Annotated in this window: 17 protein-coding genes; 16 read left to right on the top strand and 1 reads right to left on the bottom strand. The window is 61.3% G+C overall.

Features of this window, described 5'->3' with window-relative positions; translation table 11 throughout:
- The first annotated feature begins 25 nt into the window (after positions 1-25).
- The 16 genes from TAMC210_RS06550 to TAMC210_RS06475 all read left to right on the top strand — a co-directional run bounded on the left by TAMC210_RS06550 (position 26) and on the right by TAMC210_RS06475 (position 12,163).
- Positions 26-265, top strand: a complete 240-nt coding sequence (locus TAMC210_RS06550) for an AtpZ/AtpI family protein (RefSeq protein WP_173297971.1) — start codon at positions 26-28, stop codon at positions 263-265.
- Complete coding sequence (locus TAMC210_RS06545; RefSeq protein WP_173297970.1) at positions 237-677, top strand: hypothetical protein; 441 nt, start codon at positions 237-239, stop codon at positions 675-677. The genes TAMC210_RS06550 and TAMC210_RS06545 overlap by 29 nt, the downstream gene beginning before the upstream one ends.
- 393 nt (positions 678-1,070) lie before the next feature.
- Complete coding sequence (gene atpB, locus TAMC210_RS06540; RefSeq protein WP_173297969.1) at positions 1,071-1,778, top strand: F0F1 ATP synthase subunit A; 708 nt, start codon at positions 1,071-1,073, stop codon at positions 1,776-1,778.
- 37 nt (positions 1,779-1,815) lie between these two features.
- Positions 1,816-2,040, top strand: a complete 225-nt coding sequence (atpE, locus tag TAMC210_RS06535; RefSeq protein ID WP_173297968.1) for an ATP synthase F0 subunit C — start codon at positions 1,816-1,818, stop codon at positions 2,038-2,040.
- 84 nt (positions 2,041-2,124) lie between these two features.
- Entirely contained in the window at positions 2,125-2,631 is a 507-nt protein-coding gene (atpF, locus tag TAMC210_RS06530) for a F0F1 ATP synthase subunit B (RefSeq protein ID WP_173297967.1), read from the top strand.
- Positions 2,628-3,170 carry an ATP synthase F1 subunit delta gene (atpH, locus tag TAMC210_RS06525; protein WP_173297966.1) on the top strand — a complete coding sequence of 181 codons (543 nt, stop codon included), beginning with the start codon at positions 2,628-2,630 and terminating at the stop codon, positions 3,168-3,170. Before atpF ends, atpH begins: the two co-directional genes overlap by 4 nt.
- A 19-nt stretch (positions 3,171-3,189) precedes the next feature.
- The gene (atpA, locus tag TAMC210_RS06520) at positions 3,190-4,707 is read left to right on the top strand and encodes a F0F1 ATP synthase subunit alpha (RefSeq protein WP_173297965.1); all 1,518 of its coding nucleotides are present in this window, start codon (positions 3,190-3,192) and stop codon (positions 4,705-4,707) included.
- Between the two features lie 44 nt (positions 4,708-4,751).
- Entirely contained in the window at positions 4,752-5,603 is an 852-nt protein-coding gene (gene atpG, locus TAMC210_RS06515; RefSeq protein WP_173297964.1) for an ATP synthase F1 subunit gamma, read from the top strand.
- Between the two features lie 57 nt (positions 5,604-5,660).
- Positions 5,661-7,052: a F0F1 ATP synthase subunit beta gene (gene atpD / locus TAMC210_RS06510; RefSeq protein ID WP_173297963.1), complete on the top strand. Its 1,392-nt coding sequence runs from the start codon at positions 5,661-5,663 to the stop codon at positions 7,050-7,052.
- 16 nt (positions 7,053-7,068) lie between these two features.
- Positions 7,069-7,500 (top strand): F0F1 ATP synthase subunit epsilon, encoded by a 432-nt coding sequence (locus TAMC210_RS06505; RefSeq protein WP_173297962.1) that lies wholly within the window; start codon positions 7,069-7,071, stop codon positions 7,498-7,500.
- Between the two features lie 106 nt (positions 7,501-7,606).
- Positions 7,607-8,437: a YwmB family TATA-box binding protein gene (locus TAMC210_RS06500; protein WP_173297961.1), complete on the top strand. Its 831-nt coding sequence runs from the start codon at positions 7,607-7,609 to the stop codon at positions 8,435-8,437.
- Between the two features lie 61 nt (positions 8,438-8,498).
- A complete protein-coding gene (gene murA / locus TAMC210_RS06495) occupies positions 8,499-9,746 on the top strand; it encodes a UDP-N-acetylglucosamine 1-carboxyvinyltransferase (RefSeq protein WP_173297960.1) in 1,248 nt (415 codons plus the stop codon).
- Positions 9,747-9,833: 87 nt separating this feature from the next.
- On the top strand, positions 9,834-10,229 hold the full coding sequence (locus TAMC210_RS06490) for a S1 RNA-binding domain-containing protein (RefSeq protein ID WP_173297959.1): 396 nt from the start codon (positions 9,834-9,836) through the stop codon (positions 10,227-10,229).
- 70 nt (positions 10,230-10,299) lie between these two features.
- Positions 10,300-11,232: a Ppx/GppA family phosphatase gene (locus TAMC210_RS06485; RefSeq protein WP_173297958.1), complete on the top strand. Its 933-nt coding sequence runs from the start codon at positions 10,300-10,302 to the stop codon at positions 11,230-11,232.
- Positions 11,217-11,780: a UbiX family flavin prenyltransferase gene (locus TAMC210_RS06480; protein WP_277997684.1), complete on the top strand. Its 564-nt coding sequence runs from the start codon at positions 11,217-11,219 to the stop codon at positions 11,778-11,780. The genes TAMC210_RS06485 and TAMC210_RS06480 overlap by 16 nt, the downstream gene beginning before the upstream one ends.
- Positions 11,777-12,163 carry a hypothetical protein gene (locus tag TAMC210_RS06475; RefSeq protein ID WP_173297957.1) on the top strand — a complete coding sequence of 129 codons (387 nt, stop codon included), beginning with the start codon at positions 11,777-11,779 and terminating at the stop codon, positions 12,161-12,163. The genes TAMC210_RS06480 and TAMC210_RS06475 overlap by 4 nt, the downstream gene beginning before the upstream one ends.
- Here the strand turns inward: TAMC210_RS06475 and TAMC210_RS06470 are convergent.
- Positions 12,156-13,472 carry an NCS2 family permease gene (locus tag TAMC210_RS06470; protein WP_173297956.1) on the bottom strand — a complete coding sequence of 439 codons (1,317 nt, stop codon included), beginning with the start codon at positions 13,470-13,472 and terminating at the stop codon, positions 12,156-12,158. The two genes, TAMC210_RS06475 and TAMC210_RS06470, sit on opposite strands and share 8 nt — an antisense overlap.
- Between the last annotated feature and the right edge of the window lie 27 nt (positions 13,473-13,499).

Here is a 13,499-nt window from a genome sequence, read left to right as displayed (position 1 = left end):
CATTTTTTGCCCTGGGCCCGTACCTATGCCTAGAGACTTGTGGAATTACGCCAAGTACGCGAACCTCGCCCTCTCCTTGGGAATCACCATGGGAGCCAGCATCTTTTCGGGCTTGGGGTTGGGCCGGTGGCTGGACCGCCGCCTGGGTACTTCACCCTGGCTAATGGTTCTAGGGGCCTTGCTGGGCGTAGGGCTGGGCTTTTACAGCTTGGTCAAGGAGATCGGCGCCCTGGAAAATGAGGCGGAAAGAAAGAAAAAGAAATGACCGGCCGGGGCGGGGCGAGGGACACCCTCCCATCCCTCCACGGGATTCTGCCCTGGTCGAAGGGCGTACTACTGCCCGCAGGATGCTGGTGTTAGGGGCAGCCTTGGCCACCGGGGGGTTCCTGGCCCGCCAGCCCCTCTACAGTGCGGGAGTGCTGGTAGCCCTGCCCGTAAGTCTAGGCCTCTATCTATGGTTGCTGCGGTCGGTCAAGGGCGCGGAGGGCTTGACACCCGGTGAGGCCCAAAAGGTGTTTATGCGCCGGGCCTTTATCCGCATGGGCCTGTGCTGGGCTGTTCTCTTGCTTTCCGCGGGTGGGGGACCGGCTTTCTTGCTGGGCGTCCTAAGCGGCCTGGTCCTGCAGATGCTGAGCTATTTAGTTGAAGCTTTTTTCCTGGTCTGGCGCAAAGCTTGAGGCCAAGTCCCTTTAGCGCCTTGCCGATGCCCCAAGGGGGAGGGCCGGGGATGCCGGCCGGAGGAGGCGCCGGGGGAGGTTGCCGGGTGTTAGTCAAGAAGGGGCCCCTCTGGGTTATCCCCGCTTTTTTGCGGGAGAGGCCTGCCTTGGCTCGAAAGCGAGCGACTAAACCGGAGCGAGGGAGAGGCAAGTGGCTTAGTCTCGAAAGTGGGGATACGTCAGGGGTCCCGGAGGTTGGCGATAGGGCGGAAGGTTCACGGCCGGCCGGAAGAGGCGGCGAAGGCCGGTCGCCTTACCGGAAAGGTGAGGTAAGGACATAAGGACTGGCGGTTGGCCAACTGGCAGATGGCGCCGGGCTCCCCGGCGTGCGATGCTGCAGAAGGTCTACCCCGTATGGAGGGATTCGTCTTTATGGAAGGCAAGCTCCACCAGCTGGCAACCGTTATGGAGCACGTCCAGCCCCACGTGGTATTTCATCTGGGGCCCATTCCCGTGTATTCCACGGTAGTCAACACGTGGATAATCATGGCCCTCCTTTTCCTGGGGGTTTTCGTGGCCACCCGGAGGCTCCAGTTTATACCCCGGGGCGTCCAGCACATCCTGGAGATGTTACTGGAATTTATTATGGGGCTCCTGGAGGAGGTTGCGGGTAAGGAAGGGAGGAAATACCTTCCTCTGGTGGCTACCCTCTTCATTTTCATCCTTTCCCTCAACCTCTCGTGGTTTATCCCCGGTATGAAGCCGCCCACCATGGATTTGAGTACTACTGCGGCCTTCGGGGTTACCACCATTATCCTGGTTCAACTGATTGCTATCCGCAAGAAAGGATTGAAGGGATATATCAAACATTTCTTCTCCCCTGCTCCCTTCATGTTTCCCCTTAACGTTATCGAAGAACTGGTGAAGCCCCTGTCTCTTTCCCTCCGTCTTTTCGGCAACATGTTCGGGGAAGAGATGGTGGTAACGATCCTCATCATTTTAGTACCCTTTTTCATTCCCACCCCCATTATGCTCCTGGGGGTCATCATGGGCCTCATTCAGGCGTTTATTTTCACCCTTTTAACCGTTACCTATATAGCCAATTTCCTTCACGGCCACTAATTTAAGGCCGGAATAACGCTGAAAGGGAGGGAAAATCATGACGGCTCTCGGCTTCATCGGTGTTGCCCTGGCCATCGGCCTGCCGGCCCTGGGTTCTGCCTTGGGACAAGGCAACGCTTCGGCCCGGGCCATGGAGGGCATCGCCCGGCAGCCAGAGGCCGCAGGGAACATCCGGACTACCCTGCTCCTGGCCCTGGCCTTCATGGAAGCCCTGACGCTCTTCTCCTTTGTTATTGCCATCCTGATGTGGACCAAACTTTAAGGAAGAAAAGAGGGCGAACGGGTTAAGGGAAGGAACCACCTGTTCGCCCCTCCCATCAGGTGTTCGCTGAAGGGGGTCGAACCTTTGGAAGCTATTTTCCAAGCCCTTAATTTCAATTTTTGGACTTTCCTGTGGCAAGTCCTGGATCTCCTGATCGTCATGGGGGTCCTTTATGTTCTACTATATAAACCCCTGGGCAAGATCCTGGCCGAACGAGAGGCCAAAATAGAGGGTTCCCTGCAGGACGCCGCCCTGGCCAAAGAAAAGGCCGAAAGGATGTTGCAGGAGTACGAAAACCAGCTGGCGGGGGCCCGCCAGGAAGCCCAGGCCATCATCGACCGCGCCACCCGGCTGGGAGAGGAAATGCGGGAAGATATTGTAAAACGGGCTCGGGAGGAGGCCAGCCGGACCCTGGAACAGGCGCGGGCCGAAATCGCCGGAGAGAAGGCCAAAGCCCTGGCCGCCATCCGGGATGAGGCTGCCGGTTTAGCGATACTGGTGGCCGAGAAAATCATTAACAAATCCCTGACCTCCGAGGACCAGAAGCGGCTCCTGGAGGAATCCCTGGCCGAAGTGGAGAGATTGCAATGAGTTGGAAAGTTGCCAGGCGCTACGCCCAGGCCCTCTTTACCCTGGCCAGGGAAAGGGGTGTGCTGGCGGAGGTCAGGGAGGAGCTGGAGCGGGTGGTCTCCACCGTGGAGTCGGAACCCCAGGTGGGCCGTATTTTGTACCACCAGTTAATACCGGCCCGAGAGAAAAAGAAACTGCTGGCCGCCCTCTTTCCCGACCTCCGGGAAGAGACGCGTAATTTCCTGTACACGGTGCTGGACAAGAGGCGCGAGCGCCTGCTGCCCCAAATGGTGAGGCAGTTGCAGCAGCTGGTGGACCTGGCGGAAGGGATTCTGGAGGCTGAAGTCATCACCAGGGTGCCGGTGCCGGATGACGTGTTCTCTCGCCTGGAAGAACGCCTGGGCCGCCTTACGGGGCGGCGGGTCCGCCTCCGGAATCGGTTAAGCGAGGAAGTAATGGGGGGCATGGTGCTGAAGGTGGGGGACCGCGTTCTGGACGCCAGCGTAAAGAAGCGCCTGGAACTTTTGAAGGACCGCCTGCAGCGCCTAGAGGTTCAGTGACAGAGAGGTGAAAAAGTCCTTGAGCATACGTCCCGACGAGATCACCAGCATCTTGAAAAGCCAGATTGAGCGATATGAGGCCGAGGTGGAGGTCGCCGAGGTAGGTATAGTGACCCAGGTAGGGGACGGCATTGCCCGCGTTTACGGCCTGGAGCAGGCCATGGCCGGTGAGCTGCTGGAGTTCCCCGGCGGCGTTTACGGTATGGCCCTCAACCTGGAAGAGGATAATGTGGGTTGCGTCATCTTGGGGCCTTACAACCATATCAAAGAAGGAGACCGGGTAAAGCGCACGGGGCGCATAACCGAGGTGCCGGTGGGGGAGGCCCTTATAGGCCGGGTGGTCAATCCCCTGGGGCAGCCCCTCGACGGCAAAGGACCCATTAAAACCGAGCGCTTCCGGCCGGTGGAGTCCCCGGCGCCCGGTGTCATCTACCGCCGTCCGGTAAATACGCCCCTGCAGACGGGGATCAAGGCCATCGATTCCATGATCCCCATCGGCCGCGGCCAGCGGGAGCTCATCATCGGCGACCGGCAGACGGGGAAGACGGCCATCGCCGTGGACACCATTATCAATCAAAAGGGGCAGGACGTCATCTGCATTTACGTGGCCATCGGCCAGAAGGCCTCCACGGTGGCGGGTGTGGTGCGCCGCCTGGAGGAGGCCGGAGCCATGGACTACACCATCGTAGTATCGGCTACGGCCAGCGAGCCGGCTCCCCTGCTGTATATTGCTCCTTATGCCGGCTGTGCCATGGGCGAGTATTTCATGTACGAGCAGCACAAGGACGTCCTCTGCATTTACGACGACCTCTCCAAACACGCCGCCGCGTACCGCGAGCTCTCGCTCCTCCTTCGCCGGCCTCCCGGCCGCGAGGCCTATCCCGGGGACGTCTTTTATCTCCATTCCCGGCTGCTGGAGAGGGCGGCTCGCCTGTCGGAAGAAATGGGTGGGGGTTCCCTCACCGCCCTGCCCATCATCGAGACCCAGGCGGGGGATGTGTCCGCCTACATTCCCACCAACGTGATCTCCATAACCGACGGCCAGATCTACCTGGAGTCCGACCTTTTCTATGCCGGGGTGAGGCCGGCCATTAACGTGGGCCTTTCCGTCTCCCGGGTGGGCGGCGCGGCGCAGATCAAGGCTATGAAGCAGGTCGCCGGTAGGCTGCGCCTCGACCTGGCCCAGTACCGCGAACTGGCGGCCTTTGCCCAGTTCGGGTCGGACCTGGACAAAGCCACCCAGGCCCGGCTGGCCCGCGGTGAGCGCATGGTGGAAATCCTCAAGCAGGACCAGTACCAGCCCATGCCGGTGGAGGAGCAGGTGGTGGTCATCTACGCGGCCGTCAACGGCTACCTGGACGACCTGCCCGTGGAGAGGGTGCGTCCCTTTGAGGCCGAATTCCTCCACTATCTGCGCTCCCAGCACCCGGAGATCCTGGCCGCCATCCGGGATAAGAAGGAGCTTACCGCGGAAGTAGAGGAAAGCTTAGAGAAAGCCATCCAGGAATTTAAAGGGACCTTCAGCCCGGCGGCGTAAGGACGAATAGCTTTACCGGGCGCCGCCTAAGGGGGTGAGATATCATGCCCACCATGCGGGACCTCAAACGCCGCATAAAGAGCATCCGCAACACCCAGCAGATCACCCGGGCTATGAAAATGGTGGCGGCGGCCAAACTGCGCAAGATCCAGTACCGGGTGGCCTCCGGACGCCCCTACGGGGATAAACTGGCCGAAGTCATCGGGCATCTGGTGGCCTCCACCGACCCCGGGGAGCAGCCCCTGGCGGCCGTGCGGGAAGTGCGCAAGGTAGGGTACGTTCTCATTACAGCCGACCGGGGCCTGGCCGGCGGTTATAATGCCAACCTCATCCGCTTAGCCCAAGAGAGGCTGGCCCAGGAAGAGCGGCCGGCAGCCCTCATCACCATAGGACGGAAGGGCCGGGACTACTTCCGGCGGCGCCAAGTAGAAATCCTCGAGGAGTACCTCAACCTGGGCGATGCCCCGGACCCCGTCCTGGCCCGGCAGATTGCTCGCCGGCTGATGCAGCTCTTCCTGGATGGCGTCTTGGACGAGGTTTATCTCATTTACAGCCGGTTCTACTCGGCCATCCGGCAGGTGCCCCGGGTGGATAAGCTCCTGCCCATTACCCCGCCGCCGGGGGAAAGGCCCGAGGCCCACGAGTATATTTATGAGCCCGGGCAGAAGGAGGTCCTCGGGGCCCTTTTACCCCGCTATTGCGAGATTCAGGTGTACCGGGCCCTCCTGGAAGCCAAAGCCAGCGAGCACGGGGCGCGCATGACGGCCATGGATCATGCTACGGAGAACGCGGCGGAGATGATCGAGAAGTTAACCCTTTCCTTTAACCGGGCCCGCCAGGCGGCCATTACCCGCGAGATCGTAGAGGTAGTGGCCGGGGCCGAGGCCTTGCAGTAGCGGTTTATTACCTTCTGCCACCTAGAGGGTGTGGGGTAACAAGTGAGGTGACACAACTTGAACGTAGGAAGGGTAGTTCAGGTTATAGGTCCGGTGGTGGACGTGGAATTTCCCCACCAGCTGCCGGATTTGTTAAATGCCATAACCATTAAGTCTGACGATGGCCGCATTAACATTACCATGGAGGCCATGCAGCATCTGGGTAACAACACCGTCCGATGCGTAGCCCTGGCCTCCACGGACGGACTGCAGCGGGGCATGGAGGCGGTGGATACCGGCCAGCCCATTACTGTGCCTGTGGGCCGGGAAACCTTGGGCCGGCTCTTCAACGTTTTGGGGGAGCCTATTGATAATGGGGGCCCGGTGCAGGCCAAGGAGCGCTTGCCTATTCACCGCCCGGCGCCCTCCTTCGAGGAGCAAGAGCCCTCCACGGAAATCCTGGAAACGGGTATCAAGGTAGTGGATCTACTGGCCCCCTACGCCAAGGGCGGAAAAATCGGGCTCTTCGGGGGGGCAGGTGTAGGCAAGACGGTCATCATCATGGAGCTCATCCGCAATATTGCCTATGAGCACGGCGGCTTCTCCGTATTTGCGGGAGTGGGCGAGAGGACCCGCGAGGGGAACGACTTGTGGCTGGAAATGAAGGAGGCCGGCGTTCTGGACAAGACCGTCCTGGTGTTCGGGCAGATGAACGAGCCCCCGGGCGCCCGTCTGCGGGTGGGGCTCACGGGCCTGACCATGGCCGAATATTTCCGGGATGTGGAAGGCCAGGACGTGCTCCTCTTTATCGACAACATTTTCCGCTTCGTCCAGGCCGGTTCGGAAGTATCGGCCCTGCTGGGGCGTATGCCTTCAGCCGTGGGCTACCAGCCCACCCTGGCCACGGAGATGGGCGCCCTCCAGGAGCGCATTACCTCCACTAAGAAGGGTTCCATTACCTCCGTCCAGGCCATTTACGTCCCGGCCGACGACCTTACCGACCCCGCACCGGCCACTACCTTCGCCCACCTGGACGCCACCACGGTCCTCTCGCGTCAAATAGCCGAGCTGGGCATTTACCCGGCGGTGGACCCCCTCGATTCCACCTCCCGTATCCTCGACCCCCGCATCGTTGGAGAGGAGCACTACCGGGTGGCCCGGGGAGTACAGCAGGTCCTCCAGCGTTATAAAGAGCTGCAGGATATAATCGCCATCCTGGGTATGGATGAGCTCTCGGAAGAGGACAAACTCGTGGTGGCCCGGGCGCGGAAGATCCAGCGATTCCTTTCCCAACCCTTCCATGTGGCCGAGGCCTTTACGGGCCGGCCGGGGGTTTACGTGCCCCTGAAGGAGACTATCCGCGGCTTCAAGGAAATACTGGAGGGCCGCCACGACGACCTGCCCGAACATGCCTTCTATATGGTGGGCACCATCGACGAAGCCGTAAAGAGAGCCAAGGAAACGGCATAGGCCGGGAGGTAGGGTGATGGCCGAAAAGGAAAAAGCAGTCGCCCGCGGCCCCTTTACCATGGAAGTCGTAACGCCGGAGAGGGTGCTTTTGCGTACCGAGGCTACCAGCCTTGTCGCCCCGGGTGTCCTGGGTTATCTGGGCATCCTGCCCGGCCACGCCCCCATGGTAACCCTGCTGGTGCCTGGAGTGGTCACCTACCGGGAAGGCGGGCAGGAGAGAAGGCTGGCAGTTGGCGGAGGTCTTCTCGAAGTGGCGGACGACCGGGTGGTAATCCTGGCGGACACCGCCGAAAAAGCCGAAGAAATCGATGTAGAGCGGGCGCGCAGGGCTAAGGAAAGGGCCGAAAGGCGCCTAAAGGAGAGGCCGCCGGGGGTGGACCTGGTGCGGGCGGAGGCGGCCCGCAAGCGGGCCGTGGCCAGGCTGAAGGCGGCAGGCACTGCGGAGTGAATCCTTGGCCGCGGGGATGAAATCATAACGTGCGTGGCCCTCGAAGGATTACCTATTAGGATAGATGGCAAGAATAGGGGGTGAGAATCCTTTAGGGGGTACCGTTATGCGCGCACCTGGAGGGCCGCTTAAGCTTAAGGCCCTGGTAGGCGGACTGGTAATCCTGAGCGTAACCTGTGGGTGGCTTACCGGCTGGAGGCCCTGGGCCTATGAAAATACCCAGCCGACCTCTGTGCCATCCCAGGCAGAAGGACGGTCGGAAGTTCCCGACCTCCTAGAGGGGGCCCTGGAGGCCGCCGAGGCCCAGAGTCTCGGCGGCGGCCTGGAGAGCTGGGGCAGAATTGCTGGGGCTTGGGAGGACTGGGAGCAGGTATCCCGGGCGGCCGCGCAGGCGGCCAGGGCCCTGGGATTAACGGAAGACCTTTCCTGGAGGAGGGAAGAGGGACCTGTTTTCCGGTCCTGCGCGTGGGAGGGAGCGGTGGGAGCGGACGCCGTCCTCTACCTGGCGGTCCAGAGCCTGGGAGAAACGGGAGATGGTGGCGAGACATACCTTTTACTCCAATGGAAGGGAGGTCCCGGCGAGGACGGGATGGCTGCCACCCTTAAGGAGTGGGAACGGCAGGCCGTGAGGGCCTTCGCCGAATTCGGGGTCGGCCCCCACCTGGCCTATACGGCCACCGGCCAGATCCCGGGACGCCTGTCCCCAGAGGAACGCCGCCGGCGGGCGGCGGCCGTGCTGCAGGCCCTGCAGGCCAGCCCGGTGGAGGGTGTGGAGGATGAAGAAGTGCTGAGCCTTAGCGCCTACAGCCCCCTGTTGCTCGAGCAGAGGGAGGTAAGGGAGGGGCGCGTCAACCTCCAGGTGGCCCTGCGCTACCACCACGGTACTGGGACAACTTACCTGCACATAGGTTCTCCACGTTTGGGTGGCGAGTATTAGGCAGCCTATGTTATAATCAATCTGGTTGCAAATAAGGCCGGAAAAAGGAGTAAAGATAAACTTGGACACCATAAGGGTGAGAGGAGGAGCCCGGCTGGAAGGCCGGGTTGCGATCAGCGGGGCTAAAAATGCGGCCTTGCCCATCATTGCCGCCTGCCTCTTGGCGGAAGGGGAGTGCCGCCTGGAAGAAGTACCCCATCTGGCGGATGTGGACACCATGTGTGGGGTGGTCAGGGAGCTGGGCCTGCGCGTCCTTCCCGGCCGGCAAACCCTGACGATCATCAACGAAGGCATAACCGGCGTGGCCCCGCCCTATGATTTTGTGCGGCGCATGCGGGCGTCCTTTTTGGTTTTAGGCCCCCTCCTGGCCCGGGCCGGAAAGGTCAAGGTAGCCCTGCCCGGCGGCTGTGCCATCGGCGCCCGTCCCATTGACCTGCACCTCAAGGGCCTGGCCGCCCTGGGGGCGGAAATCGAGGTGAAAAACGGCTGGGTCAAGGCCCGTGCCCGTCGCTTGCGTGGGGCTTCCATTTACCTTGATTTTCCCAGCGTAGGGGCTACCGAAAACATCATGATGGCCGCGGCCCTGGCGGAAGGGACGACCACCATCGAAAATGCCGCCGGCGAACCGGAGATTGTTGACCTGGCCAATTTTATAAACGCCATGGGCGGGCGGATAACCGGGGCCGGTACCCGGGTTATAAGGGTCGAGGGCGTAAAACAACTCCGCGGGACTTCCCATGCCGTCATACCCGACCGCATCGAGGCCGGCACCTTTATGGTAGCGGCGGCGGCCACGGGGGGCGACGTACTGGTGGAGAACGTCATCCCCACCCACCTCAAGGCCGTTATGGCCAAATTGAGGGAAGCGGGAGCCGTGTTGGAAGAGGAAAACGGCGGGGTGCGGGTCCGGGCCGAGCTGCCCCCGAAGGCGGTGGATCTCAAGACTATGCCCTATCCCGGGTTTCCGACGGACATGCAAGCCCAGTTCATGGCCCTCCTGACCGTGGCGCAGGGCAGCAGCGTCATTACGGAAACCGTGTTTGAAAACCGCTTCATGCACGTCAATGAACTCAAGCGCATGGGGGCCCAGATTGTCATCGAAGGACATTGTGCGGTGGTTAAGGGCGTAGAAAAACTTACCGGGGCCTGTGTTAAGGCTACCGACCTACGGGCGGGGGCTGCTCTGGTCATTGCCGGGCTCATGGCCGAAGGGGAGACCGAAATAGGCTGCGTGCACCATATCCGGCGGGGATATGAGGATCTGGTGGGCAAGCTCCAGGGCCTGGGGGCTGACATCACCGAGAATTGAGAAAGGCTATTGACAATTTTCGCACCCCTTGCATATAATGATATCATCTGCGTTCTATTCTTAAAACCCAGGGGGCATATTATTTCTATGACCATTGAAGTGGGCAGTATCCTGGAAGGCGTGGTCACGGGGGTCACCAAATTCGGGGCCTTTGTGGAACTGCCGGGTGGGGTTACCGGTCTGGTGCACATCTCCGAAGTGGCCCACACCTTTGTGAAGGACGTCAGCGATTATGTTAAAGTTCAGGACCGGGTGCGCGTCAAAGTGATCCGGCTCGATGAGGGGGGGAAAATAGGGCTCTCCATCAAGCGAGCGCTACCGGAACCGGAGAGAACGGGCAAGAGGGCCTCGTCCAAACCCAGGGCCCACGCCTCCTTCGAGGAAAAGCTGGCCCGCTTCCTCAGGGAGAGTGACGAGCGGCTCCAGGACCTGCGGCGCCAGACCGAAGCCAGGCGTAGAGGCCGCGGGGCGCGGAGCTACTAGGTGGGGGATTATACGACCATCAAGCATCTAAGCGGCTGCAAGCCGGGCACCCGAAGGGGTGCCCATTCTTGTGCTGCATAGAAGGAGCAGTTGCGCCATGCCTATTTGCGCCGCTCTGGATATAGGCTCTAACTCTGTTCGCCTGCTGGTGGGACAAGTAGAAGGAGGGCAGGTACACCCCCTGCGGCAGAGCCTCCGGAGCACCCGCCTCATGGCGGGGTTTCAGGGAGGCAGGCTGGTTCCCACGGCCATCGAGAGGACCATAGAGGGCGCCAGGGAGCTGGTGGCCGAGGCGCGGACCTTTCCCCTGGCGGGAATGGCCGCCGTGGCCACCTCGGCCGCCAGGGAGGCGGAGAACGCCCACCAGCTCCTGGACGGCCTCCGACAAGCTACCGGCCTGACGGCGAAGATTATCACCGGGGAAGCGGAAGCCCTTTTGAATTATCGCGGGGTCAGGGCAGGCCTTAAGCACGGGAACGCGGAGCGCATCCTGGTAGTAGATGTGGGGGGCGGCAGCACGGAATTAAGCTGGGAAGATCACGGCCGCCTAAATTTGCGGAGTATTCCCCTGGGGGCCGTCCGCTGCACCGAGGCCCGTACACCGGAGGCCGCCATGGCACGGGCGCTGGTGCCGGTGCTGCGGGAAGTCGGGAATGAGGGCTTTTCCCGGGTGGTTGCCACGGGCGGCACGGCCACCACCCTGGCCGCCATGGAGCAAGGCCTAAGGGATTACCGGCCCGACCGGGTGCACGGGTTCACCCTGCGGCGGGAAAGGATTCATTACTGGCGGGATACCCTAAAAGCCCTGCCGGTGGAAGAGAGAAGGAAGATCCCCGGCCTCCAGCCGGAACGCGCCGACATTATCGTGGCGGGAATAAGCATTTTACTCGAGGTTCTGCAGGGCCTGGGAGCGGAGGAGGTCACCGTAAGCGAGGCGGACCTCCTGTGGGGCCTGCTTCTCTATGCGGCGGGAGAGGAGATGGACTGGTGCGAATTGTTGTAGCTATAACCGGGGCCACTGGGGCTATTTACGGTATACGGCTTCTAGAGGTGCTCCGGGATCTGGAGGTGGAAACCCACCTGATTTTGAGCCGGTGGGGGCAAAAGACTATAGAAATCGAAACCTCCTGGAAGGTGGAGGAGGTTAGGGCCCTGGCCGCCGTAAACTACCGGGAGGACCAGCTGGAGGCGGCCGTGGCCAGCGGTTCCTTTAGGCATGAAGGTATGGTAGTGGCGCCCTGCAGCATGAAGACTCTGGCCAATATCGCCCACGGCCTCGCCTCCAACCTCGTCGGCCGCGCGGCCGACGTGACCCTCAAGGAAGGCCGCAAGCTCATCCTCGTACCCCGGGAGACCCCTTTAAACGCCATCCACCTGGAGAATATGCTGCGACTTGCCCGCCTGGGCGCCGTCATCCTGCCCCCCATGCCGGCCTTTTATCATCGGCCGCGCACCCTGGAGGACCTGGTGGACCACCTGGTGGGCCGCATCTTAGACCAGCTAGGTCTGGAGCATAATTTATACCGGCGCTGGGGCGGTGAGGGGGAGTGATTACTTACCGGGCAGGGTGCGGCCGACTCACGGTCTGTTGCCGCCTGTTTCGAGCGGGAGAGGGGGTGGTGGCCCACCTTTTCGGAGGGGAGAGGCCCCACGTGGGGGCCGTGGCCCTGGCCATGCCCCGTCCCAGCCTGCGGGACCCCCGGAAGACCAGTGCCACCGCCTCGGTTCTTACTGTTGTGGGCCACAAAGACGACGAGCTCGCGCGGCCGGCTGCGCTGCTGCTGGCTTCCAGGTGCGGAGTGCCGGCCGTGGTGGTGGCCGGCGTCCACATTGAGGGAGCCGGCCACCACGAAATTGGCCTCCTCATGGAGCACGCCCGGCGGGCGGTGGAGGGGGCTCTCAAGGCCTGGCAGCGCCTGTCAAGTCCTACATGAAGAAGCGGATTACAAACAGCACGGCCAGTATCCACATGGTAAGGCTGATCTTCTTAGCATTGCCGGTGATCAGGTTAAGGAACACGTAGGCCAGCACGCCCCAAACGATACCCTCGGCTATATCGTAGGTGAAGGGCATGATGGTGATGGTCAGGAAGGCCGGGGCGGCTTCGAGGAAGTTGCTGAAATCGATTTTCATGATGGGTTCCATCATGAAAATGCCCACGATGACGAGGACGGGCGCCGTGGCCACCGCGGGGACGATGCCTACCAGGGGAGAGAAGAACAGGGAGGCCAGGAAGAGCAGGCCCACAACCAGGGCCGTCAGCCCCGTGCGGCCGCCTTCGGCCACGCCCGAGGCGCTTTCAATGTAGGCCACGCACGTGCTGGTGCCCAGAATAGCCCCGCAAGTGGTGGCAATGGCGTCGGACATCAAGGCCTGGCCGGCACGCGGCAGGTGGCCCTTTTCGTCCAGGAAACCCGCCTTGCTGCTTACCCCGATCAGCGTGCCCAGGGTATCAAAGAGGTCCACAAAGGTCAGAGTAAAGATCACGGGAATAATTCCCGCGGCCAAGAGATCGCCTAACCCGAGCCGGAAGGCGCCGAAGGTGGGAGCCAAGCTGGGCGGCAAGCTGACGATTTTTAAGCCCTCCAGTTTGGTGACGCCCAGGGGTATACCCAGCAGGGTGGTGATGATAATGCCCAACAAGAGGGCACCCTTGACGCGGAGCCCCACCAGGGCGGCGGTAATGATGAGGCCGATAACGGCCAGGAGCACCGATGGATCGCGGAGGTTCCCCAGCTGCACTAGGGTGTCGGGATTGGATACCACAATGCCTGCGCTTTGCAACCCTATGAGGGCGATGAACAGGCCGATGCCTGCGCTGATGGCCAGCTTCAGGGAAAGGGGAATGGAGTTGACGATGGCCTCCCGCGCTTTAGTCAGGGTCAGGATTATGAAAATGATACCGCTCATGAAAACTGCGGCCAACGCTGCCTCCCACGGGTACCCCATCTGCTTGACGATGGTAAAAGCAAAGAAAGCATTGAGTCCCATGCCCGGAGCCACGGCAATGGGGTAATTGGCCAAGAAGGCCATGAGCAGGGTGCCGATGACGCTGGCCAGGATGGTGGCCACTAGGACGGCGTTAAAGTCCATACCCGTGGTGCTGAGGATAGTGGGGTTAACAAAAATGATGTAGGCCATGGTCATGAAAGTAGTAAAGCCGGCCAGCACCTCGGTACGGACGGTGGTGTTATTTTCCTTTAACTTGAACACCCTCTCCAGGAAGCCTTCCTGTACGGACATGTTTGACCCCTCCTTTTACGTTAGTAT

It is taken from the genome of Thermanaeromonas sp. C210 (assembly GCF_013167955.1).
Lineage (GTDB): Bacteria > Bacillota > DSM-521 > Neomoorellales > Neomoorellaceae > UBA12545.
This window is presented reverse-complemented; position numbering and strand designations above follow the sequence as displayed.